Origin of the sequence: Arminella tubonensis, assembly GCF_003240585.1 — a bacterium.
In the GTDB taxonomy this organism is placed as follows: Bacteria; Pseudomonadota; Alphaproteobacteria; order Rhizobiales; family Rhizobiaceae; genus Rhizobium; species Rhizobium tubonense.
The window spans coordinates 23,839-48,144 of the sequence record NZ_PCDP01000030.1; the positions used below are offsets into that span (position 1 = coordinate 23,839).

The 24,306-nt window shown below is 61.4% G+C and carries 21 protein-coding genes; 5 read left to right on the top strand and 16 right to left on the bottom strand.

Annotated elements, in window-relative coordinates:
* Positions 1-9: 9 nt before the first annotated feature.
* The 16 genes from CPY51_RS09730 to CPY51_RS09805 all read right to left on the bottom strand — a co-directional run bounded on the left by CPY51_RS09730 (position 10) and on the right by CPY51_RS09805 (position 18,887).
* Positions 10-825: a cytochrome c oxidase subunit II gene (locus CPY51_RS09730; RefSeq protein ID WP_111160048.1), complete on the bottom strand. Its 816-nt coding sequence runs from the start codon at positions 823-825 to the stop codon at positions 10-12.
* 186 nt (positions 826-1,011) lie between these two features.
* Positions 1,012-1,398: a c-type cytochrome gene (locus CPY51_RS09735; RefSeq protein WP_111160092.1), complete on the bottom strand. Its 387-nt coding sequence runs from the start codon at positions 1,396-1,398 to the stop codon at positions 1,012-1,014.
* A gap of 342 nt (positions 1,399-1,740) precedes the next feature.
* Positions 1,741-2,526, bottom strand: a complete 786-nt coding sequence (locus CPY51_RS09740; RefSeq protein ID WP_111160049.1) for an SDR family oxidoreductase — start codon at positions 2,524-2,526, stop codon at positions 1,741-1,743.
* Positions 2,527-2,579: 53 nt separating this feature from the next.
* On the bottom strand, positions 2,580-3,353 hold the full coding sequence (locus CPY51_RS09745; protein ID WP_111160050.1) for an SDR family NAD(P)-dependent oxidoreductase: 774 nt from the start codon (positions 3,351-3,353) through the stop codon (positions 2,580-2,582).
* Between the two features lie 10 nt (positions 3,354-3,363).
* Positions 3,364-4,698: a dihydroorotase gene (locus CPY51_RS09750; protein WP_111160093.1), complete on the bottom strand. Its 1,335-nt coding sequence runs from the start codon at positions 4,696-4,698 to the stop codon at positions 3,364-3,366.
* Between the two features lie 25 nt (positions 4,699-4,723).
* The gene (locus CPY51_RS09755; RefSeq protein WP_275540468.1) at positions 4,724-6,394 is read right to left on the bottom strand and encodes a thiamine pyrophosphate-requiring protein; all 1,671 of its coding nucleotides are present in this window, start codon (positions 6,392-6,394) and stop codon (positions 4,724-4,726) included.
* A 24-nt stretch (positions 6,395-6,418) separates the two neighbouring features.
* A complete protein-coding gene (locus tag CPY51_RS09760) occupies positions 6,419-7,360 on the bottom strand; it encodes an allantoinase PuuE (RefSeq protein ID WP_111160052.1) in 942 nt (313 codons plus the stop codon).
* Positions 7,360-8,397, bottom strand: a complete 1,038-nt coding sequence (locus CPY51_RS09765; protein WP_111160053.1) for an NAD-dependent epimerase/dehydratase family protein — start codon at positions 8,395-8,397, stop codon at positions 7,360-7,362. Before CPY51_RS09765 ends, CPY51_RS09760 begins: the two co-directional genes overlap by 1 nt.
* A 36-nt stretch (positions 8,398-8,433) precedes the next feature.
* Positions 8,434-9,207: an SDR family NAD(P)-dependent oxidoreductase gene (locus tag CPY51_RS09770; RefSeq protein WP_111160054.1), complete on the bottom strand. Its 774-nt coding sequence runs from the start codon at positions 9,205-9,207 to the stop codon at positions 8,434-8,436.
* Complete coding sequence (gene hydA / locus CPY51_RS09775; RefSeq protein WP_111160055.1) at positions 9,204-10,637, bottom strand: dihydropyrimidinase; 1,434 nt, start codon at positions 10,635-10,637, stop codon at positions 9,204-9,206. Before hydA ends, CPY51_RS09770 begins: the two co-directional genes overlap by 4 nt.
* A complete protein-coding gene (locus tag CPY51_RS09780) occupies positions 10,634-11,911 on the bottom strand; it encodes an MFS transporter (RefSeq protein ID WP_338049419.1) in 1,278 nt (425 codons plus the stop codon). The genes hydA and CPY51_RS09780 overlap by 4 nt, the downstream gene beginning before the upstream one ends.
* A complete protein-coding gene (locus CPY51_RS09785) occupies positions 11,908-14,016 on the bottom strand; it encodes a dipeptide ABC transporter ATP-binding protein (RefSeq protein WP_111160056.1) in 2,109 nt (702 codons plus the stop codon). The genes CPY51_RS09780 and CPY51_RS09785 overlap by 4 nt, the downstream gene beginning before the upstream one ends.
* Positions 14,013-14,888 carry an ABC transporter permease gene (locus CPY51_RS09790; protein WP_111160057.1) on the bottom strand — a complete coding sequence of 292 codons (876 nt, stop codon included), beginning with the start codon at positions 14,886-14,888 and terminating at the stop codon, positions 14,013-14,015. The genes CPY51_RS09785 and CPY51_RS09790 overlap by 4 nt, the downstream gene beginning before the upstream one ends.
* A gap of 3 nt (positions 14,889-14,891) precedes the next feature.
* On the bottom strand, positions 14,892-15,905 hold the full coding sequence (locus CPY51_RS09795) for an ABC transporter permease (protein WP_111160058.1): 1,014 nt from the start codon (positions 15,903-15,905) through the stop codon (positions 14,892-14,894).
* A 74-nt stretch (positions 15,906-15,979) separates the two neighbouring features.
* Positions 15,980-17,650 carry an ABC transporter substrate-binding protein gene (locus tag CPY51_RS09800; RefSeq protein ID WP_111160059.1) on the bottom strand — a complete coding sequence of 557 codons (1,671 nt, stop codon included), beginning with the start codon at positions 17,648-17,650 and terminating at the stop codon, positions 15,980-15,982.
* A gap of 226 nt (positions 17,651-17,876) precedes the next feature.
* Positions 17,877-18,887 (bottom strand): GlxA family transcriptional regulator, encoded by a 1,011-nt coding sequence (locus tag CPY51_RS09805; RefSeq protein ID WP_111160060.1) that lies wholly within the window; start codon positions 18,885-18,887, stop codon positions 17,877-17,879.
* Between the two features lie 255 nt (positions 18,888-19,142).
* On the opposite strand from CPY51_RS09805, the gene CPY51_RS09810 reads away from it, so the two are divergent.
* From CPY51_RS09810 to CPY51_RS09830, 5 genes are read left to right on the top strand one after another with little or no spacing between them, the layout of a single operon-like run.
* Positions 19,143-20,279: a transporter substrate-binding protein gene (locus CPY51_RS09810; protein WP_111160061.1), complete on the top strand. Its 1,137-nt coding sequence runs from the start codon at positions 19,143-19,145 to the stop codon at positions 20,277-20,279.
* Positions 20,276-20,857, top strand: coding sequence for an ANTAR domain-containing response regulator (locus CPY51_RS09815; protein ID WP_111160062.1), 582 nt, complete (start codon positions 20,276-20,278; stop codon positions 20,855-20,857). Before CPY51_RS09810 ends, CPY51_RS09815 begins: the two co-directional genes overlap by 4 nt.
* Complete coding sequence (locus CPY51_RS09820) at positions 20,857-21,705, top strand: ABC transporter permease (RefSeq protein ID WP_111160063.1); 849 nt, start codon at positions 20,857-20,859, stop codon at positions 21,703-21,705. The genes CPY51_RS09815 and CPY51_RS09820 overlap by 1 nt, the downstream gene beginning before the upstream one ends.
* The gene (locus tag CPY51_RS09825) at positions 21,705-22,625 is read left to right on the top strand and encodes an ABC transporter permease (RefSeq protein ID WP_111160064.1); all 921 of its coding nucleotides are present in this window, start codon (positions 21,705-21,707) and stop codon (positions 22,623-22,625) included. The genes CPY51_RS09820 and CPY51_RS09825 overlap by 1 nt, the downstream gene beginning before the upstream one ends.
* Before the next feature lie 31 nt (positions 22,626-22,656).
* Complete coding sequence (locus CPY51_RS09830; RefSeq protein ID WP_111160065.1) at positions 22,657-24,285, top strand: ABC transporter substrate-binding protein; 1,629 nt, start codon at positions 22,657-22,659, stop codon at positions 24,283-24,285.
* Positions 24,286-24,306 lie beyond the last annotated feature (21 nt).

Consider the following 24,306-nt stretch of genomic DNA (forward strand, 5'->3'; position numbering starts at 1 on the left):
GCCTTGGGCTTACTTTGCCGGCTGCTTCTGCGCGAGTGCCAATGATTGTGAGAATGTCGGCTGCTGTTGCAGCCAGGTTCGGTAAGCGGCCTCGTCGTCGACGATCACCGTACCGCGCATCTGCGGATGGCCGACACCACATAATTCGGCGCAAAGCACCTCGAAGGTTCCCGTCCGCGTCGGCGTCAACCAGTAATAGGTGACAGTCCCGGGGATCATGTCCATCTTGGCGCGGAATTCGGGCACGTAGAAATCATGCAGGACGTCGATAGAACGCAAGAGAAGCTCGACCGGCTTGCCGAGCGGCAGGTGCAGCTCGCCTCCCTGGATGACGATGTCGTCGAGAGAGGCTGGATCGTTCCTATTCACGCCGAGTGGATTATCCGCGGTCACAGTGCGCGTATCGGCCCGCCCGAGCCGCCCATCCACGCCTGGCAGCCGAAAGCTCCACTGCCACTGTTGGCCAACGACTTCCACCATGCTGGCATCTGCAGGCACCGTCACGAACTGCTTCCAGACGACAAGGCCGGGCGCAAGCATTGCCGCCACTCCGAGCGCGGTACCGCCGGCAAGCCACCACTCCAGCCGCTTATTCTCTGGCTGGTAGGCTGCCCGCTTTCCCGGATGGTATCGAAAGCGAAAGACGCAATAGGCCATGAACAAAACAACCAGCGTGAAGACCAAGCCAGTGATCCAGAACGTGATGACGATCGTGTTGTCTATGTAGCTCCAGTTCGACGCTATCGGCGTCCACCACCACGGGCTAAAGAGATGGAATGCGACCGATCCCACCACCAGCAGAACCAGAACCAGCACAATAGCCATTTCCTGCTCCCTGACCCGCGACCCGGCTGCGGACTGATCCGAGGCCCATCGCGTTGTATTTTCACATCATCTCATAAACACGTCATGCGGGCAATTACGCCAGAGAGATAGCGGACCGCTCGGGTTGCTGAACCGAAAAACGCTTTCCGTTGAAGACGTTGGGATCGGTCTGCATGCGTCATGCCACTATTTGGAATACTGCTTGAGATAAGCGACGAGGTTAGTGATCTCGGTATCATCCTTCAGCCCGACGAAGGTCATCTTGGTTCCCTTCACCTTGGCCTTCGGATCGTGCAAATAGTCGCGAAGCGTCACCTCGCTCCATATGAGACCGCCCTTGCCTGCCTCCTGCATGGCTGGCGAGTAGCTGAAGTTGGGATGGGTCCCGGCCGTTCTACCGAACAGACCATTAAGTGAAGGGCCGACCTTGTTGGTGTCGGTTTCGGCCACATGACAGATGCCGCATTTCTTGAACACGACGGCCCCCGCCGCGGCGTCGCCTTCCTGCGAGAGCGCGTCAAACGGCAACAGAACGGCAAGGCAAAGGCTGATCGGAAGAGCACGGTACCACATCGCAATCCTTATCCTCCTCAAGGTTGCTCCAGCTACCCCAGCGCCGTCAGTGCGTGAAAGCTTCAGGGATGCCTCGAAATAGACTTCGCTCGCGATTTCAGAGCGTGCGATCTTTTCGTCCATTGGGGCGCAAGGTCGCCGTGCAAATTTGCCATGGCGCAAAACCCGCCACAGCACTCCTCCTCCTCAGCCGCGAGCCGGTTCGCGGTTCAAGAGCATCGGCAAATCATTCGCCGACACGTTGAACTGCAACCGACAATCACGACTTTATCAGAGTTTGCTGTCTTTGTCGCAGTCCCTAATATTAGGTACACCGTCGTCGGTAAGTTGCAACGCACCGGCCTAGATGCTTGCGATCAGTCCGCCGTCGATTCGGATCACGCTGCCGGTGACGTAGGACGAGCGCCTGCTCGCGAGAAAGGTGACGACATCGGCATATTCCTGCGGGTCGCCATAGCGGCCGACGGGAATGGAAGCGGTACTTTGCGCCGAAACGTCCTCGACCGAGCGTCCCTCGCGCTTGGCTTTCTGCTCGTCGAGAAAGCTGATGCGTTGTGTCGCGATGCGACCCGGCAGCACGATATTGGCCGTGATGCCGTCGCGCCCGACTTCCTGCGCCAGCGTTTTCGACCAGCCGAGAAGCGAGGTACGAAGGGTGTTCGACATGCCGAGATTGGCAATAGGAGCGACTACGCCTGATGAGGTCGATGTGATGATGCGCCCCCACTTTGCAGCCTTCATGTCAGGAAGGACGCGGTCGGTAACCGCGATGACCGGCAGGACCATCGAGTTGAAGAAGCGCTGCCAGGTCTCGGCATCCTGCCCCGCAACCGGTGTCGGCGGCGGGCCGCCGGTATTGTTCACTAGGACGTTCACCGAACCGAACTGCTGTTCGATAGCCTTCAAATGCGCATCGATCACGGAGAGATCGGTAAGGTCCCATTCCAGCATCATCGCCTTGCCCCCGGCGGATGTGATCGCGTCGGCCGTGATCTCGGCAGCCTTGCGATTGACATCGGCAACCACCACATTGGCGCCTTCCTTTGCCAAGGTTCGCGCAATCGCGCCACCGAGACCCCCGCCTGCTCCAAAGACAAGCGCAGTCTTTTCATTCAATCCTAAATCCATGGAAGGTCTCCTCTCCGGCTCTCAAGCCGGCTTTTCGTTTGTTGTTGGTTGATTCAGCCCGCCATCCAGCCGCCGTCGACCATCAGGTTGACGCCGGTGACAAAGCTCGCCATGTCGCTTGCGAGGTACAAAGCCGCGCCGGCGACGTCGTCGGGGGTGCCGAGCCGCGGCCAAGGCGTACGGCTGCGCGAATAGTCGAGCGCCTTTGGATCGTTGGCGACCCCCGGTTTGCCGGTGATGATTTTGCCCGGCGCAATCGCGTTGCAGACGATACCGTCCTCGGCATGATCCACGGCGATCTGGCGCGTCATCTGCACGATACCGCCCTTGCTGACGCCGTAAGGAAAGTCACCGGGCGACGCCACCATGCCGTGCTGCGACGAGATATTGATGATACGGCCGCGGACCTCGTTTACGGGCTCCTGTCCGACCATCTGCATGACGGCGCGCTTCGAGCAGTAGAAGAAACCTGTGAGATTGACCGCGATCACCCGGTCCCATTGCTCGATGGAGGTCTGGAGCAGATTGGTCGAGGTGTAGATCGCGGCGTTGTTGACGATGATATCCAGCCGCCCGAAGCGTTCGACGGTGGCTGAAACCATCGCGTCGACCGAGTTCCAATCCGCGATATCGGTCGCGACCTGCAATGCAGTAGCGCCTGTCGCTTCAATCAATTCCAGCGTGGTCGCACCGCCCTCGACCGGCGCATCCCTGATGTCGGCAAGAACGACGCAAGCACCCTCGGCCGCATAGCGGATCGCGATGGCACGGCCGAGACCGGAACTTGCGCCGGTAACAACGGCTATTTTGCTTTGTAGAAGTGACATCGATCCTCCCTTAGGCCCCGCGCCGGACGACAAGGCCGCTTGGCCCGCCGCTGAGCTTGCCATCCCGTACGATCTCGCGCCCACGCAGAAAAACGCGATCGAGCTGACCGGTCACCTCCCATCCGTCGAACGGCGTGTATCCGGCTCGTGAGACTTGTTCTGTATTGGAGATGCGGCTCGTCCGTCGCCGATCGACAATCAGCATGTCCGCGTCGTAGCCGGGTGCGATCGCACCCTTGCTGTTGCCGAGACCGAAACGGGCAGCGGGATTGAATGCGCACATGCGCACAAGATCCGAAAGGCCGATGACCTCCTCGCCGACCAGCTTCAACATCAGCTGAAGCAGCGTCTGAAGCCCCGGCATTCCGCCTGGAATATCGGCAAACGCCGGGTAGGACGCCGATTTCTCAGCGGGGCTGTGCGGCGCGTGGTCGGTACCGACGATATCGATCAGGCCTTCGCGCATGGCTGCGCGCAACATTTCGACATCATGCTTGGCGCGGAAAGGCGGCGATCCCTTCAGGTTCGCGCCCTGAGCCTGGCAGTCCTCGGCGGTGAAAAACAGGTTTTGCGGCGTCGTCTCGACCGTCGCGTCCGCCAGGTCACGAAGACGCCGCCACGTCGCGATTCCAAGCGCCGAATTGATCTGGCGAACGTGAATGCGCGTCTTGGTGGATGCAGCGGCAAGCAAGGCGCGCGCAATGCCGTTGGCTTCTGCGAGCGGCGGACGGCTGGCGAGAAATGCGGCGACGTCGCCGACCGTCTCACGGTCAGCGCTTCCCATCAGGATTGATTGATCGCCGGGCGAAACACCGACGAGCGTATTCCTGCTTGCAAAGCGGCCGAGGGCTTGCGACGCCGCGTCGATGGTCGGAAACAGGAAATTTTCAGGCACATCGGCGGTAAAAAGCTCGAAGGAAACCGGCCCCAGCTCCTCCAACGCGTCAATCTCACTAAGATCGCGATTGAGGACAACCTGGAAGCCGACGTCGACATGGATGCGGTCCATGGCCAGAGCCATTTTGGCGGAAAGCTGCTGTGGCGTTGCGGTCCAGGGATCGTCGGTCGGCATGTCGAGCACCGTCGTCACGCCGCCGAGCGCCGCGGCCCTCGTGCCGCTTTCAAAGTCTTCCTTATGTGTCAAACCAGGCTCGCGCAGATGAGCGTGGGCGTCGACGAGACCAGGCATCAAGTATTTGTTCGAGGCGTCGATCATATCGCGAGCGATCCCCGGCTCGCCGGGAGATAGCAATGCGGCAATATGACCATCGACGATTGCGACGTCCGCCCGCCGCTCACCCTCGGCGTTGACCACCGTCCCGCCTGATATGATCAGATCGAACATCGCCATCTCTTTCCGCGTGTCCGCATCAGGAGAGCCCCGGAAGGCGCGGTTCTTCCTGCGTCACAACCTCGATCAGTGCCGCCTGCCCTGCGCAAACGCGGCCAAGGCCGCGAAGCAGAGCCGGCCGCAGATTGCGGGGATCGGTGACGCATTCGCCATATCCACCCAGCGCCTCCGCAATCGGCGCATAACCGCCCGACATACGGTTGGCACCGTATTTCCGCGTCGCGACCGGCATGCTGGCGGCATAGCCACCAAGGACGTTGTTGCGCATGACAATGGTGAGAATTGGCAGATTGCACCGAATTGCCGTTTCAAAATCGATGCCGACCATGCCGAACGCCGCCTCGCCCATGAGGTTGACGACGGTCGCGTCGGGCCGGGCCAGTTTGGCACCGAGGGCAAAGCCGAGGCCGCTGCCCAGCTGTGTGGTCTTGCCCCAGCCGATATAGCTCCCCGGCACCGTCGCCTCGTAGAACGGGCTGAATTGGTCGCGTGGATTGCCGGCATCATGGGTGATGATCGTCTTTGCCGGATCGACGGCGCGCATAATTTCCCACACCACCCGGTATGGCGAAATCGGCTCGCTGTCGATGGTCAGGAACGGCATCCAGCGTTCCATGAACGCAGCCCGTATCCTGCGGATTTCATCAGTGATGCCGTTTCGCTCGGGCAGTTCCAGTCGCTTTTCGCTGATATGATCGATGATCTGGCGCAGCGCGGATTTGGCGTCGCTCAGAACGCCTAGCGCTACCGGATAGTCCTTGCCAATGTCGCCTTCGTCGATCGTCACCTGCAGGAGAATCTTGGTGGCCGGCAGCGGCAGAATGTAGTGGGACCGTGTGAGGCTCGAACCGATCGCCAAGATGACGTCGGCTTTATCGACAAAATGATCAACCGTCGCGGGGCGCGCACGCCCGGCGGTGCCGAGCGACAGCGGATGATTTTCGGGAAATCCGCTCTTGCCGTTCGGCGTCGTCATCACGGGGATGCGCAGAAGCTCCGCGAGCTCGACCAGTTCCTTCGATGCCGATGCGGCAAGAACACCCTGCCCGGCAAAGACGATAGGGTTCCTGGCGGCAAGCAGCGTCGCCACCAGCTCGGCGATTTCGATGGGATCTGCCTGAGGCACGCTGCGACGCGGCCGCTGATAGGGCGTCTGGAACGGCGTGTGCCGTTGCGCGAGGAGATCGACCGGGAGCTCGAGCAGGACCGGTGCCGGCGCGCCGTTGCGCACCCGGGAAATCGAGGCATGCATCAGCTTTGGCAGATCCTCGACGCGGGTCGCTGCCTCGCACCACTTGGTGATGTACCGGAAATTTCGCCGCGCTTCGAAATTCGGGGAAACGGCTTCCGAGCCGCGCGGATAACCCGTCGGCAGAAACAGGATGGGGGCGCGATCGTTGAATGCCTGCGCGATGCCGCCAAAGGAGCTTTCGGCGCCGGGGCCGTACTGGACCGTGACGACGGCAAGATCCTTGCCCGCCGTCGTTCGCGCATACCCCTCAGCAATGTTGACGGCGACGCGCGGCGTCCGGGTGATGATCGGCGGGATATCCAGCTCGGCAGAAGCGTCGAACAACTCGCTGTTCGGAAAGCCGATGATCTGCTTCACGCCCTCCTGCTTGAGGATCGATGCCACGACCTGGGCGCCGTTCATGTCCTTCCCCCACATATTTTGTTCTTCCTTGTGAATTGACGCACGTGTCGCCGCGCGAGGTCAGGCGCGACGATCGAAATTCTGATGATTGTCCAGCCAGTGACGGGCGATATCTTCGCGCCGCATGAAGCCGGCTCCCGGCGTCCTCATCACATGCTCGATGACTTCGCGAAGGCCGGCGGCGCGGTTGGGCTGGCCCATCCAGCGGGCGTGCACGCCGATGGTCAGCATCCGCCCGCCGATCTCATCCGCCTCGCTGCGCATGTAGTCGATCGCCGAGCGGCAATCCTCGGCAAAGTCGCGCGGATTGCTGTAGCCTGGAGCGATCAGATAGCGACTGTCGTTCAGCGTCTTCGAATAGGGAACGCACAACATCCGCGTTCCGTCATGGTGAAAGAAATAGGGAAGATCGTCGTTGCAGGGATCGGAATAATAGAGAAAGCCGCCTTCGCGGACGATGAGGTCGCGCGTATTGACGCTTGGGAAGGACCGGCAGTTCCAGCCGAGCGGCCGTCGCCCGGTCAGTGTCTGGTAGAGCGCGATCGCCTCGTGAAGCTGACGCTCCTCGTCGTCGCGATCGGTGGTCGAATATTCGCTCCAGCGCAAACCGTGGCCAAGCAGGTCGTGGCCACGAGCATTCATCCAGTCGACGACTGCCGGGTTGCGCTCGAGCGCCACGGCGCAGGCCGAGACGGTGACCGGGATCTGGTAGCGGTCGAACAACCGTGCCAGTCGCCAGATGCCGGCGCGGCTGCCATATTCGAAGTGGGTCTCCGTGCCAAGATCGCGCACCGGGGGGCTGTTCGCAATATTATATTCACCCCAATTGTCGTTGCGGCCGTCTTCGAGCCAGGAATATTCCGAGCCTTCCTCGTAATTGACGACGAGATTGATCGCGACCTTGATGCCATCAGGCCAGATCATGACGGGAGGGTTTGGACCATAGCCGATAAAGTCGCGCGGCTGATGTTCGGTCAGTGGCAGGTGCACTTTCCCCGGCATTATTTCCCCTCCCGCGTTTTCTCGTTGGCAAGGATCCAATCCATGTAATCATGAAATGCCACCTCGCCCGGCCGCGGCTGCCAGCCAGTATCGCGGATGATCCGCGCGATATCATAGGCGCCCCACATCCCGTCCTTCAGAGTGGTATCTTGGACGACATTGGCGGCATCGCCGGGTCCGACCTCGACCTTGATGCCTGGTACCCGGGCACGTGCCCAGCCGATGACGTCGCCAATGGTGGTCGCGACGCCGCTGGCAACATTGTAATGGCGATAGCGCAGCCCGGGCGCACCGATCAGAGCTATCACTGCTGCGGCCACATCCGCAGAGCTGATGTAGTCGCCGACCGGCTCAAGGCTGTTGGGGCGAACAACGTCTCCTGCGAGCGCCATGTGGGCGACCCGGTTGGGGACGTGGCGGAAATTGCGGCTTTCCGTCGCCCGGTCCATCGGGCCGTAGACGGATGACAACCGCACCGAGATCGCCGACAGGCCGAAGAGGTCGGCATATCTGTTGACCACCATCTCAGCGGCGAATTTCGAAATCCCGTAGAGGGTCAGCGGCGCGACGTAACCATCTTCCGGCAGGGGCTCGCCCGCCCAATCCGGGCCGTGATGGCGATAGACCGAGCCCGAACTGATATAGACGAAGCGCTTGACACCGGAATGCTGGCGCATCCATTCGAGCATGCGGACAGTGCCCATCAGATTGACGTCGACGATGCGGGCCGGATCATGCGCTTCCGGCTGGATCTTTGCCTCGGCGGCGCTGCCACGCGAGATCGGCGTGATGGTCGCACCGTGGACGATGGCGGTAATGTCGTGGGCGTCAAGTGCTGCCGCCCATTGCGCGGGATCGCAGATGTCACCGGTGATAACTGTCAGGCGATCTCGGACCGGGGCGAAATATTTTTCCGCCATGGCATCAAGCCCGGAACGATCGAGGATGACGACACGCGCCGCCGGGCCTTGGTCGAGCCACGTCCGCGCGACGACACTCATGACGAAGCCGGTTCCACCGGTAACAAGAAGGGTCATTGATCTATCCCGTTCACATCTTTTGTAAAATTGAGTTCAGCGCGTCGCATAGCCGCCATCCACGAGCATGTCGGTTCCGGTTACGAAGGAGGCGTCCGACGAGAGAAGAAAGGCAGCAGCAGCCGCGATCTCGTCAGGCCTGCCGATACGGCCGAGCAAGTGGGCGGGTCCGAGCGCGGCGTCGGCAGCGCCAAGGTTCGGCCATCGCTGCAGGAGGCGCGCCGTTGCCACTGCGCCGGGCGACAGGCTGTTGACGCGGATATTTTCGGCCGCATGATCGACGGCCATTGCCTTGGCAAGATGAATGAGCCCGGCCTTGGCGGCGCAATAGGCAACTGCCTTGCCGGTGGCGACATGGCCGAACTGCGAGGCGATCAGCACCACCGCCCCGCCACCGCTCGCGGCGATCAGCGGCATGGCGAATTTGCTGACGAGGAAGGCGCCGGTGAGACTGACGTCGATCTCCAGCCGCCATCGGCTTTCGTCCAGATCCGCAACCGTACCGTCCTTCGATGGGGCAGCGGCATTGTGCACAAACCCGTCCATACGGCCGAAACGCGCCTGCGTCGCTTCGATGGTGCGTTCGGCAGAACGCAGATCCGTCACATCGCAGCGGAGACCGATGGCGTTGGCTCCGAGCGTTTCCGCAAGGTTTATCGCTGCGTCCGCATCGAGATCGGCGCAGGCGACTTTGCCACCCTCGGCGATGATGCGGCGAGCAATGGCAGCGCCAATGCCGCTTGCGGCACCGGTGATCAACACGACCTTGCCGGCAAGGCGATCGTGAGCGGTGACCTTTTCGCGGCTCATGATGCCAGCACTTTCGACAACCCCTGTTGCGGCGGGAAAGGCCGCTGGCGGACGATGAACTGGCCCCGGCCCGGCTCCGACAACACCTTTCCGTCGTCCCAGACGAGATCGCCGCGCGAGATCGTCATGACGGGCCATCCCCGGACGGTCTGTCCTGCATAGGGCGTGTGATCGGTCGCGTGATGCAGCATGTCGTTGTCGATCGTGACGCTGCGCTCGGGGTCCCAGATAGCCAGATCGGCGTCGGAGCCGACCGCAATCACGCCCTTGCGCGGATAGAGGCCGAAGAGACGAGCAGGCGCTCCCGATGTCAGGTCAGCGAATTTCTGCAGCGAAATCCGTCCGCCGTTGACGCCCGCTGAAAACAGCAGCGCCAATCGCGTCTCGATGCCGGGAATGCCGTTCGGGATGCGGTGGAACGGCGTATCCGGCCCGCCGGCGATCTTGTCGGCGTAGTTCCAGGGCGAATGGTCAGACGTGAAAAGTTCGAGCGTGCCGTCCAGGATACCCTGCCAGATCGCCGGTTGGTTGGACTTGTCACGCGGTGGAGGCGTGCAGACGCATTTGGAACCGGACAGGTCCTCGGTATCGATGTCCTCGGCCGACAGGAACAGATATTGCGGGCAGGTCTCGGCATAGACCGGCAGGCCCCGCGCTTTTGCCCGGCGGATTTCCTCGACGGCGCCGCCCGCCGCGACATGGCTGATGAGGATCGGCGTCTCGATAAGCTCCGACAGGCTGATCGCCCGAAACGTCGCTTCGCGGTCGCCGATCTCTGGATGCGCCTGCACGTGGTAGCGTAGCTGGGTCTTGCGGGCAGCGATGAAGCGCTCCGTCAGCCAGCGGATGCAGGCATCGTTTTCCGCATGCACCATCACCATCGCCCCCTCGGCGCGGGCAAGATCGAGGACGTTCAGGACCTCGTAGTCGTCGAGCTTCAGCCCGTCATAGGTCAGATAGATCTTCATTGAGGTGCAGCCTTCGGCGATCAGTGCCGGGATCTCGTCGCGCAGTACGTCCGGCGACGGATCGCCGACGATCAGGTGAAAGCCGTAGTCAATATGCGCCTTCGGCCCGGCGCGCTGGTGATAGTCCTCGACGATGTCGCGAAGCGACTGGCCGCGCATCTGCATGGCGAAGGGAATGACCGTCGTCGTGCCGCCACAAAGCGCCGAGAGCGTTCCGGTATTGAAGTCGTCCGCCGTCGCCTTGCCTTCCCAGGGCTGCTGGTCCATGTGGCAATGACTGTCGACGCCGCCCGGCAGCACGAGGCGACCCTCGGCCGAAATCTCGCGTTTTCCCGGCCCCAACCGGGGTCCAATTGCCGCGATGAGGCCATTGACGATGCCGATATCGGCACCGACGGTTTCATCAGGCAGAACGACGCGGCCGCCGCGGATGACCAGATCGAAGGAAGGTTTGCTGCTCATTCACATGCTCCCGGGGCAATGCATGCCGCGCCGGCCTTTGCCGGTGCGCCAGCGCGACGACGCAGAAGGTTGAAGCAGGCTGCGATCGCCACCAGCGCGGCACCCGTGCCAAGCATCACGAACAGCGCCTGCGGCGCGACCTTTTCCATGAGGCCGGCCGCGACCCCGGGCGTCATCACATTCCCAATAGAATAGAGCAGCAACAATCCGCCTGAGGCCGACACCATATGGCGGCTATCGATCTGCGAATTGGCAAAGGCGATGGCAACGGGATAGATCGTCAATGCCGTCGCGCCGTAGGCAAAGAACAGCACGAATAGCAACGGCACGAAGTTATGGCCGGCCCAGACGATGGCGGCGCAAAGAAAGGCGGCGATGATCCCCTGCACGAGCAGCATCAGCCGACGATCCAGGCGATCGGACAGCCAGCCGATCGGCGCCTGCGCCAGCATGCCGCCGACGCTGAAGGTGGTCACCAGTCCAACGGTTGTCGTCGCGGACAGGCCGATATGGACGCCGTAGATCGGCGTCATGGCGAAGACGTTCATATTGGTCATTCCGGCCTGGAAGACACCGACGATGGTAACCGGGGCAAGGATTGCCAACCGCCACAGGCCGTATCGTTGTTCTGAAGGTGCGATATTCAGCGGATCGGGGCGCTGTTGCCAGATGGGCAGCGCCGGCCAGCGTCCGCCGATGAACTTGCTGTAGACGAGACCGATCGCAATCACCATTGTCGCGATCAGGAACAGATCAGGCGAATGCGGACCGGCGGCTTCGACCAGCAACTGGCCGAACAGGACGGCCAGCGACGTCATCATCATGTAGAGCGAGAAATAGGTGCCGCGATTGCGCTCGCTGGCATAGAGATTGATCCAGCTCTCGCAGACGATGAACAATGCCGCCATGGAAAGGCCGCTCAGAAGCCGAAGGCAGAACCAGACCGGCATCAGGTCGGTCACGATGAAGCCTGAAGTCGCCAGTGCCGCCAGCAGTGAGAGCAGCAGAAAGGTTCGCTCGTGGCCGAGGGCAGCGACAAAAAAGCGGGTGATCAGGCAGCCGGCAAGGAAGCCGACCGGGAAAGCCGTCAGCACCAGCTGCACGACATGCGCATCGATGCCGGGGCCGCTCAGATGCAGCGACACGGCGGTCGTCAACAGGCCGTTGCCAGTGCCGACGAGACAGACACTTGCCATGATCGGCAGGATGGCGCGGGAGCGTTCGGCCTTTTGCCAGAGCGTCGCCAAAGTCGAGGGAAATTGCCGCATGATCATGCTTGCCTCACAGGCCCGACAGCAAAGACGGGTGGCGTCGCGCTGAGGTCCGCCCGTTCGATATGACAGGCGATCTCGTGGGTCGGCGACATTTGACGGATCGGCGGCGGCACCGTGTCGCAAATCGTCCCCAGCTTGCGATGACAGCGGGTGGCGAAGCGACAGCCTGCCGGCACATTGACAGGGCTCGGGGTGTCGCCGGTCAGCCGGATACGCTCGCGCGGCACCTCGTCCGGATTTGGACTGCGGATCGCCGACAGCAAGGCTTCAGTATAGGGATGGGTTCCGCCGCCGAAGACTTCGTCGACGCGGCCCTGCTCCATCACCTTGCCGAGATACATCACCACGACCTTGTCGGCGACATGCCGCACGAGCGCCAGGTCATGGCTGATGAACAGCATCGTCGTATGCTTCTCTTTCTGAATATCGAGCAAGAGCGTCACCACCGCTGCCTGCACGGAGACGTCGAGTGCTGAAACCGGCTCGTCGGCGACGATCAGCGAGGGATCGGCGGCAAAGGCGCGCGCAATCGCGATGCGTTGCTTCTGCCCGCCGGAAAGCTGGCTCGGCTTGCGATCGGCCAGTGACGGCGAAAGCCGGACCATCTCCAGAAGCTCTCTCACCCGCTGCTCGATGGCGGCCTTGCCCTTGCGCACGCCGAATTTCTTGATCGAACGACGGATCGAGAACGCCGCAGGATGCGAAGGATTGAGGGTGCTGTCGGGGTTCTGGAAAATCATCTGCACCGATTGCAGCAAATGCTTCGGCCGCTGCCGGGCCTGCAGCTCGGCGATATTCTCACCGGCGAGGCGGATTTCGCCCGCCGTGGCTCGATCTAGACCGGTCACGATGCGCGCAAGCGTCGACTTGCCGCATCCGGACTCCCCGACGAGCGCGACGATCTCTGCTTTTCCCACATTGAAGGAAACGGACTCGTTTGCCTTCAGGGTCCTTCCGGCGCTGACGCTATAGAGCTTGGTGACGTCGGAAAGCTGCATTTCATCGACCGCCGCATGACGCTCTGCGAGTTCCATCGGCAAGGTTAAAGGCTTGCGCTCCATCTCCGGCCAGCGCGCGCAGCGCACGAGATGCTCAGGACCCGCCGACGTTAGAGCGAGATCGGGACGGTCACACAGACCGGCCGTGAAACCGGCGCAGCGCGGCGCAAAGAAACAGCCCTCCGGCCGTTCCTGGGGTTGCGGAATGTGCCCGGGAATGGCGGCAAGCGTCCGCGTATGCTTGTCGCTGCCGATGTCGGGAATGCAGTCGATCAAACCTTGGGTGTAGGGATGGCGGGGATGGCGGAACAGGTCGCCGGTCGTTCCCTCTTCAACCATCTCGCCGGAATACATGATGCCAACGCGATCGCAGCTTTCGGCGATCAGGCCAAGATTGTGCGAAATGAACAGCAGGCTCGTCGAATAACGCCGGCGCAGTTCACCGATCAGGTCGATGACGGCTGCTTCGACCGTGACGTCGAGGCCGGTCGTCGGTTCGTCGAGCAGTAGCAGCGACGGCCGCGCCAGCAACGCCATCGCAATGACGACGCGCTGCTGCTGGCCGCCCGAAAGCTGGTGCGGATAGCGTTTCAGCATGTCGCCGGCATCAGGCAGGCGGACGTCGTCGAGCATAGCCGCTGCCATCTCCAGCGCTTCTTTCCGGGTCGCGCCAAGGTGCAGGAGCGGCACTTCGGCAAGCTGGGCGCCGATCGTCTTGACCGGGTTCAGCGCGCTCATCGGGTCCTGATAGACCATGGCGATCCGTCGACCGCGAATGGCGCGCAACTGCCTGTCCGTCGCGCCGACAAGTTCCTGCCCGTCGAAGCGGATGCTACCTCTAGTGATGGTCCCGGTTTGACCGAGATACCCCATAATCGCCATCGCCGTCGTGCTCTTGCCGCAGCCGGATTCCCCGACGAGGCCATAGCTTTCGCCCGGGCGAACGACAAACGACAGTTGTGGCACCGCGACCACGGTCTCGTGCTTGCCGCGAAACTCGATGCGGATATCCTTGATCTCGAGAAGGGGCGCGGCGTCGGCACCTGGTGCGGTATTGGGCGCGTCCGACATCGGCATCCCCTTCATCTCAGAAACGATAAGGTTCATGGCTTCCAGGCCTCCCGAAGCCCGTCGGCAAGAAGATTGAACCCGAGAACGAGGCTCACGATAGCAAATGACGGGGCCAGCGACATCAGCGGCCAGACGTTGATGACCGTCGTGCTCTCCTTGACCATGCCGCCCCAGTCGGGATTGGGTGGCGGCAGGCCGAGGCCGAGAAAGCCGAGGATACCGATGGTGATGATGGTATAGCCGATGCGCAGGCAGGCATCGACGATCAGCATGCTCCGGCAATTGGGAAGCAGCTCGACCAGCATGATGTACAGCGTGCCCTCGGCGCGCAGCCTTGCCGCTGCGACATATTCCTGCTCCTTGAGGCCGAGCACCAGCCCGCGGGTGATGCGGCCGATCCCCGGTGCCGAAGCGATCGTCGTTGCAATCACGATGTTGAAGACGGAAGGTCCGATATTGGCAATCAGGATGACGTAGAGGACGAGCACCGGGAAGGCCAGGATGATATCGGAAAAGCGGCTGATGAGGGTGTCTATCCAGCCGCCGTAATAGCCGGCAACCATGCCGATCGCGATGCCGACGACCATGGCGACGGCAACCGACAGGGGCGCGACGACGAGGACGGTGCGGGCGCCGAAGATCAGGCGTGAGAGGAGGTCGCGGCCGAGAATATCGGTCCCCAGCCAATGAGCAGCCGAGGGAGTGGGGTCGGCCATGGCCATCACGTCGGAATCGGTTGGCGACGGCAGCGGCAGGATGGGCGCTAGCAGCGCTGCCAAAATCCAGAAGGCGACGAGGAATAACCCGACGACTGCCGTGCGCGATTTGAAGACCTGCATCCATTTCGAACGTTCGGCCTTCCTGACCGGTACCGTCTTCAACACATCGATATCCTGTTGAACCGACATTGTTCACGCCATCCTTATGCGGGGATCGAGCAGCATGTAGCCGAGGTCTCCGACGAACTGCGTTGCAACTGCGACGCCGACGGTGATGAGGGTTGCGGCCTCGAGCGTTGCGATATCGCCGAACATGCTCGCATCCAGAAGCAACCTGCCGAAACCCGGATAGGCAAAGACCAGCTCGGTGACGACGACGCCGCTGATCAGGAAATTGATCTGCAACAGCAACACCGTAAAGGGCGCGATCATCGCGTTGCGCAGCGCGTGCCCGAGGATGACGCGCCGGGTGCCCATGCCCTTCAGAACGGCGGTGCGGATATAAGGCCGCTCCATCACGCCGATCATCGACACACGGATCATCCGGGCGACATAGCCGAAATCATAGATGACGAGGACAGCGACCGGCAGCACCAGTTGCGAAGGGATCGGCCAGCCGCCGTCCGAATCCAGCGGGCTCGTCCCCGGAAGGATCGGCCAGAGAATAACGAACAGCGTGACCAGGAATACGCCGGACGCAAATTCCGGGATCGAGGTGAAGGTGATGCAGATGACCGACAAGGTTCGGTCCAGCACTCCGCCCTCCTTGAGACCGGAGAGGATCCCGAAAATGATCGACAACGGCACGATCAGCAGGAATGCAAGGCCTGCCAGAATTGAGGTATTGCCGAGCCTTTTCCAGATCACGTCGTTGACCGGCAGCTTGTTGAGCGTCGAATAGCCGAAATTGCCGAAATAGCGGGCGCCGCGCGGATCGGAGAAGTTGAGACCGGTGCCCGGATCCTGCAACGGATCGGGAATAGCGCCAACGAGAACGCCGAGCCAGCGGCCGTAGCGCACCAGCAAAGGATCGTTGGCGCGGAGCTTCTGCGTCAGCAGATCGACCTGCTGCTGCGTCGCGAACGGCCCGAGCGATTTGCGCGCCACGCTTCCCGGCGTGAATTCGCACACGGCAAAGACCAGAAACGATGCGCACAGCATTGTGAGCAGCATCATCAACAGTCGCTTTGTAATGAAATTCACCATGGGTGACAGACTTCCAGGATTGGACGCGCTTGTTTTGCCCGCCCGGTTTTTCCGAGCGGGCACGACGCCGACGGTCAGACCGCGATGGCATACTCATGCGCAAAGATGTACTGCGACGGGTGGAGGTCGAAGCCCTTCACCTTCTTGTCCATGACAGTCGAGAAAGTTCGCCAGAACGGCTGCACGATCGGTCCGTCGTCCTGCATGATGGCCTCGATCTTCGCCATGACCTTGCTGCGTTCCTTCGGATCGAGAATGCCTTCTGCCTGGGTCAACAGCGTGTCGAACTCGGTGTTGGCATAGTGGGACTCGTTCCAGGCGGCATTCGAGCGATAGGCAAGCGACAGTGTCATGATGGCGAGCGGCCGATGACCCCAGGCAGTCAAGCTGAACGGAGCCGACGTCCACACTTCCCAATATTGCGCGCTCGGCAGCGACTTGATGTTGATCTTGACGCCGATATCGTTGAACTGTTCGGCAAGCACCTGCGCGGTATTCAGCTCCCAGATCGGATCCGGGCGTGTCACCATGTCGAATTCGAAGCCATTGGGATAGCCGGCATCGGCAAGGAGCTTTTTAGCCTTCTCGATATCGCGCGGATATTTCGGAAGCGCCGCGTACTCCGGATGCGAGGGTGCGACATGGTGATCTTCGGCCGGCGTGCCGGCACCGAGAAGCGAGGTCTGGATGATCTTGTCGCGGTCGATGGCAAGCCGCATGGCCTGGCGAACGCGCTTGTCCTTGAACTGATCGACGTCAGGATGCATGCGGGCAACGACCGTCTGGGTCGTCTCGACCTTGAAGACCGCCACGTGCGGGAAGTTCTTCATCGCGCTGATCTGGACGGCGTCGGCTTCCGACAGGCCATCGACCTGCTTTGATGCGATCGCCGCGATCCCGGCGCCTGGGTTGTCGCCGAGATCGACATATTCGAACGTGTCGAGATATGGCCCCTTGCCCCAATAGTCGGTGCGAGCCTTGTACTTTGCGCTCTTGCCGACGGTATATTCGGTGAGCTGAAACGGACCGGTGCCGTTGGCATCCGGGCCGAAAGCGCCGTTGTCGGCCGGATCGAGAATGAACATCGGGTAGTGGAACAGATGCTCGGGGACGGCGATCTGGGGCGCAAAGCAGTTGAGGCGGACGGTGTGGTCGTCGACCTTTTCGATCGCGTTGTCGGCCCAGAGCTTGCTCGACTTCTTCGGGTTGCCCTTTTCGTCCTTCTCGCCGGCATCGTATTCCTGCACGAGATAACCGGTGAACAGGCCCAGCACTGAAGAGCCGATAGCCGGATCGCTGACGCGCTTCAGATTCCAGACGACATCATCAGCCGTCAGCGGCTTGCCCTTGCGCCACTTGACGTCCTTGCGGATGTGCAACGTCCAGGTCTTGAGGTCGTCGCTGACCTCCCATTTCTCCAGGAGATAGGGATGAGTGATGTTGTTGCGGTCCGTGAAGGTCAGATATTCACAGACCTGCCGGATCACGTTCGACTTCTCGGCGAAATCCGCCAGATGCGGATCCTTGATTTCCATGCAGCGCATGCCGATGCGCAGATTGCCGCCCTTCGGCATGTCTGCTGCCTTGAGCAGGCTGGAAGGATCGACCATGCCGACGACGGAATAGGCCGCGGCGGCGGAAAGGCCGAGCAATGTCGATTTGCGCAAAAAATCTCTACGGCTGATGGCACCGTCGGTCATCTCGTCGATGAGCGTCGGAATGTAGGGATGGGGGAATTTTTCCAACTTCGTGTTCTCCAATTTGTTCGCAGGCTGTTCCGTGAAGTTTATTTTTCAATGCGGTAACGGCCCTCGTTGGGGCTCGCCTTCGTTCCAGATTCGGATGGAACTTTTTTCGTCGTTTGACCGTCGCGAATAAAGCTACGAGCGTTCTTCCATCGAAAGAATGCACTGATCCGACATGGTCTATGCGCGATGCGACAAGTGCTGTCAGATCGTTCGCTGCTGCCGGTTAAACGGCAACCGCGCGATCGGTAACGTTGGCCTTTCGCGTCGCCGCCGGGCTTTCGTCGAAATGTTGCCGGTAGAACCGGCTAAAATGGGATGGGGATTCATAGCCGCAGACATCTGCAACCTCGGCGACAGACAAATCGGTGTGCACCAGCAAATCCCTGGCCCGGGCCATTCGCAGATCGATATAGAACCTCGAGGGGCTCTTTTGCAGATTTGCCTGAAACAGCCGCTCGAGCTGGCGGGTCGAGAGACTGACGCTTTCCGCAAGCTCGGCAATCTCGATAGGCTCATAGAGGCTGCTCTCCATGCGTCTTATGACAAAGCCGAGCTTGGCATTGCGGATACCGAAACGATCCTCCGGCTGCATGCGCTGCGCGTCGTCCTGGCGACGCATGCGGGGGTGATTGAACTGGTCGGATATCTGGGAGGCAAGCTCGCGACCCTCGATCGCCGCGATCAGATAAAGCATCATGTCGAGCGTCACCGTACCGCCGGAGGATGTCAAGAAGCGCCCGTCGATCGTGAAGATGTCGTCGGTGGCAAAGCACTTCGGAAACTCGCTGCGGAAGGTCGCAAGCGATTCCCAATGCACGGCGCATTTGCGCCCTTCCAGCAAGCCTGCCTTGGCGAGATAGAAGACACCAGTACTCACGGCTCCGAGAACGCAGCCCTCGTAATAGAGACGCCGCAGCCAGGCAAACGTGTTGCCGTCATAACCTGCAGCATAGTTGACGCCCGAGCAGACAATCACGATGTCGCATTTGGGAGCGTTCGCCATGGCGTGGCTGACAGGTATGACCAGACCGCTGCTCGATCTCGAATCGCTCCCATCGGACGAGATCAAAACCCATTCGAATGCCTTCCGTTTGGCGAGCCTATTTCCCTGGCGAAGCGCGTCCAGCGCCGCGGAGAAAGTCATCAGCGGGTAGTCGGGCACAAGAAAAAAGCCAATGCGAACCGGACGCTCCGGATTGGCCAGCTGCTTTATGGAAAATGGTTGGTCAGCCATATTGGATTCGTATCACATCCTGGTCCCGATGCCAGCGCGGCATTGAATCCCATGGCACGGTATATGTCGCAGCAGGGCGCAGAGAATGGCGCTTGACAAATGTCAGCTGCCTGTATTTTACTCAGGCCTGCGGAATAGGCAGGACCTTTTCGCGATCACATGACTTCGATTGTCGCTGGGCAGTTTCGCCCCCATGATGCCCCCATCCGCGATGGGGAACGCGTCGTGGGGGTTTTTGCATTTGGATAAGTTCCTATGAGTGATCCGCTAAAGATCGGCATCCTGTTTTCGACCACCGGACCCTACGGCTCGATGGGTCGTGACGCGCGCGACGGCGCCGAATTCGCGATCCAGGAATTCGCCGGCACCGGCCGGCGGGTCATCGAACCCGTCTTCGTCGACCCGCATGCCGATATTCCCGCCTATCTCGACGGCGCAAGGCATATGCTGCGAAATGCCGGATGCCGCCATATCGTCGGCACGATTACCTCGGCCGCCCGCAAGGAAGTCATTCCGCTGGTCGAAAAGCATGATGGTCTTCTCTGGTATATGTGCCCTTACGAGGGGTTCGAAGCCAACGAGAACGTCATCTATGTCGGCGGCTGCCCAAACCAGCACCTGTTGCCGTTGTTCGAGCATCTGATCCCTCGCTATGGCAAGCGTCCCTATCTCGTCGGCGCGAATTACGTCTGGGGCTGGGAAATGAACCGGCTCGCCCGCGAACTTGTGACCAATGCCGGCGGCGACGTGCTCGGCGAGCGCTATCTGCCGCTTGAAGAGACGGCGGTGGAGCGCATTGTTGCCGATATCGAGCAGCGCCGTCCAAGCTTCATTCTCAACAATCTGATCGGCCCCTCCAGCTATGCCTTTCTGGCCGCCATCAAGCTGCTCGGCGATCGCAACCCTGCATTTCGCCCTGAAAATTGCCCCGTCGTCAGCTGCGACCTGATGGAATGCGAGCTCGCCGATATCGAAGCCGGGGCGGCGGTCGGCCAGCTCTGCGCCGCGTCCTATTTCGACAGCATTGGCTCGGAGGCAAACCTCGCGTTCAAGTCGAGAGTGGCAGGGCACTATGGCCCGGCCCGCAGTGTCTCCAGTGTGTTCGCCAGCGCCTATACGGCGGTCAACCTGTGCGTCGAAGCAATCCTTGCCGCAGGCAGCGACGAACCGCAGGCCGTCCGGCGCGAGCTCTATTCTGCCGCCTGGCCCAGCCTCTTCGGCCCGCTCTCAATCGATGCGCAAACCAATCACGCAGCCCTGCCCTTCCATCTCGGCCGGATCAACAGTGACAACGGCTTTGACGTCATCGCGTCGCGCGCCGCACTTGCTGCCGATCCCTATCTTACGGGGCGCCATACCGGGCCATCCTCCAAACTGAGGGTGGTTTCATGAGGCAGACACCGAATTTCACCGGCTGGCATGCCGCGATCCTGCATCGGGAAGACAGCAATACCGAACGCCTCATCCGGCAGCTGGCGCTGCTTGGCTTCAGCATGTCGGTGCGCTGGGCGCCGATCGGCGCGCACGAACTTCCTGACATGGTCATCGTCGACGCCGATCAGGGGTGGGACGGGCTGCTGCCCTGGAACGCCGGAAATCCGCCTCTGCCGGTGGTCGCCCTTTTGGGTTCGGAAGCGCCGGGACGCATCGCCTGGGCGCTGGAGCAAGGGGCCGGCGCCATCATTGCCAAGCCGATCACGCCGTCCGCCGTTTTCCCGGCGCTCGTCATGGCCCTATCGATCCACGAAGAGCGCAAGGCTACGGCCGAAAAGCTCCGCCATCTCGAAGAACGGGCGCGGATGCGACCGCTCATCTATGCTGCGGTCCAGAAGATCATGGACGTCCGCGGCGTCAGCGAGGAACGGGCCTATGCAATTCTGCGCGGCTGCGCGATGCAGCGCCGGCTGACGATGGAGCAGCTGTCCGCCTTTATAATCGGTGGCGCCGAGCCGCTACCCGAGGCTGTCTGATGCGAATTTGGAAAGCAATGTTGCGCCAGCCATCCGCATTGTTCGGGTTGATCATTGTCGTACTTGTGATCGTCATGGCAATCGCCGCACCGCTGATCGCGCCGTTCAGCCCGGACGATCAAATGTTCGACGGGCTGTCGATGGAGGGCGCGCCATTGCCACCTGGCGGGCCGTATCTGCTTGGGACAGATACGCTCGGTCGCGACCTGTTCTCGCGCCTGTTGTTCGGCGCCCGCACCTCACTGGTCATCGGCCTCGTTGCCAACGGGATAGCTGTCGCGATCGGCCTCTTCATCGGCATCGTCGCCGGCTACATCAGAGGCGCCGTCGGCAATCTCCTCATGCGCTTCACGGACCTGATGATGGCCTTCCCGGCGCTGCTGCTGGCAATCGTGCTGGCGGCGCTGTTAAAGCCCAGCCTCTGGATCGTGGCGATGGTCATTGCGCTGGTCAACTGGGTGCAGGTTGCCCGCATCGTCTACACCGAGACACGCGGCCTGGTGGAGCGCGACTTCATCATGGCGGAACGCTCGCTCGGCGCCGGCCATTTCCGCATTTTGCTGGTGCACATCCTGCCGCATCTCATGCCGACCGCGATCGTCTGGGGCACCCTCGGCATCGCGACCACCGTCTTGCTGGAAGCAACACTCTCCTTTCTCGGCATCGGGGTGCAACCGCCGCAACCCTCCTGGGGAAACATCATCTTCGAGAGCCAGAGCTACTTCGACACGGCGCCCTGGCTCGTTTTCATCCCCGGTGCCGTTATCCTGTTGACCGCACTGTCCTTTAACCTGATCGGCGATGCGCTGCGCGACATCTTGGATCCAACGCAGAGAGGAAGGGGCTGATGACATTCCTCATCCTGCGGCGGTTCGTTCAGGCCGCCCTCATCCTGCTCGGGGTTGCAGCCATCACCTTCCTGCTGCTTTACGCGCTGCCGGCCGATCCTGCCGTCCTGATCGCCGGACGCAGCGCCACGCCGGCAACAGTTGCCGCCATTCGCCACGAACTCGGCCTCGACCAGCCGCTGATCCTGCAGTTTTTCCACTATGTCGGCGGCATCCTGCACGGCGATCTCGGCCGTTCCTATACGCAGAAGACCGCGGTGCTGCCGTTGCTCCTTGCCCGCCTGCCCGCGACGCTCGTCCTGATGGCGGCCGGCATCGTGGTCGAAGTCACTATCGGCATCACGCTCGGGACGATTGCGGCCGTGCGGCGCGGCGGCCTCGTCGACCGGCTGGTGATGATGGCATCGTTCGTCGGCGTTTCGGCACCGCAATTCGTCGTCGCGCTGCTTCTCCTTTATGTCTTCGCCGCCACGCTCGGCTGGTTCCCGATGAGCGGCTACGGCACGCCTGATCACGTCGTCCTTCCCGCCATGACGCTCGGCGTCCTCGGCGCCGGCTGGTATGCACGCATGGTGCGCTCGGCGATGATCGACGTGCTCAACCAGGATTATGTCCGGACCGCCCGCGCCAAGGGCCTGTCGTCGAGCCGTATCGTCTTCCGCCATGCACTTCCGAACGCCATCCTTCCGATCATCGCCATGATCGGCATCGACATCGGCCAGTTCATGAGCGGTGTGGTCGTCGTCGAAGCGGTCTACGGATGGCCGGGCATCGGCCAGCTTGCCTGGCAGGCAATCCAGCAGGTCGACATTCCGATCATCATGGGCGTCACGCTGGTTTCGGCGCTCGCCATCGTCATCGGCAATCTGCTTGCCGACATCATCGCCCCTTTCATCGACCCGCGCATCCGCGCGCAATAACCACGCAAAAAACCAACAGAGGAGTTCTATGATGACAAAGACATTCCTGCGACGCGCGGCCCTCGCCGCCATGCTCGCGACAACCTCGCTAGTTCCAGCGCTGGCCCATGCAGAAACCGCCGAGAAGGGTGGGAGTATCGTCGTCAGCTTCAAGGACGACATCGCCACGCTCGATCCCGCGATCGGCTATGACTGGCAGAACTGGTCGATGATCAACGCGATGTTTTCGCGCCTGGTCGACTACACGCCCGGCACGACCGAGCTGAAGCCGTCGCTTGCCGAAAGCTACGACGTCTCCCCTGATGGCAAGACCTACACCTTCAAACTGCGCTCTGGCGTCAAGTTCACCAATGGCCGCGAGGTCACCGCCGCTGATGTCAAGTACTCGATCGAGCGCGCCGTCAATCCGAAGACGCAGGGGCCGGGCGCCGGCTTCTTCCATTCGATCGTCGGCGCGGATGCGATGACCGCCGGCACGGCACAGGGGCTGGACGGCATCGTCGCCGTCGACGACCACACCGTGAAGTTCACGCTCGTTCAGCCCGACGCGACTTTCCTCAACGTGCTGGCACTCAACTTTGCCTCCGTTGTGCCGAAGGAAGCTGTTGAAGCGGCGAGCGGCGATTTCGGCAAGCACCCGATCGGCTCCGGCGCCTTCACGCTGAAGGAATGGACCGTCGGCCAGCGCCTGGTCTTTGAGAGAAACCCTGATTACTTCGTCAAGGATCGTCCGCATATCGACGGATACACGGTCGAGCTCGGCCAGGAGCCGCTGGTCGCGCTGCTTCGCCTGCAGAAGGGCGAAGTCGACATTGCCGGCGACGGCATCCCGCCCGCCAAATATCTGGAAATGAAGAAGTCCAAGGACTTCGAGGGCATGATCGTCGATCGCCAGCAGCTCGAGACCAGCTACGTGACGCTCAATACCCAGGTGAAACCGCTCGACAACGTCAAGGTTCGCCAGGCGCTCAACATGGCGATCAACAAGGATCGCATCGTCCGCATCATTAACGGCCGCGCCGAACCGGCCTTCCAAGTGCTGCCACCGCTGATGCCGGGCTACGACAAGAGCTATAAGGGCTACGCCTACGACATGAAGAAGGCGAAGGCTCTGCTTGAGGAAGCCGGTCTCAAGGACGGGTTCTCGACGACGCTCTACACGTCGAACACCGATCCGCAGCCGCGCATCGCCCAGGCGATCCAGCAGGATCTGGCTGCCATCGGCGTGAAGGTCGAGATCAAGGCGCTCGCCAACCCGAACATCATCGCTGCCGGCGGCACCAAGGGCGAAGCGCCGATGGTCTGGTCCGGCGGCCTCGGCTGGATTGCCGACTTCCCGGATCCTTCCGATTTCTACGGACCGATCCTCGGCTGCGGTAGTGCTGTCGCCGGCGGCTGGAATTGGTCGTGGTACTGCAACAAGGATATCGAGCCGCGTGCGCAGGCAGCTGATGCAATGCAGCTCCCCGCAAAGGCGACCGAGCGCAACGAGGCTTGGAGCAAGATCTTCACCGAAATCCAGGAGAAGGATGCACCATGGATTCCGGTCTTCAACGAGCGCCGCGTCGTTGCCAAGGCGAAGCGCATGGGTGGCGCCGATCAGGTCTACATCGATCCGACGCGCGTCATTAATTATGAAGCGATCTTCGTGAAGAAATAAGCCGACAGGGTCCAATGCCTC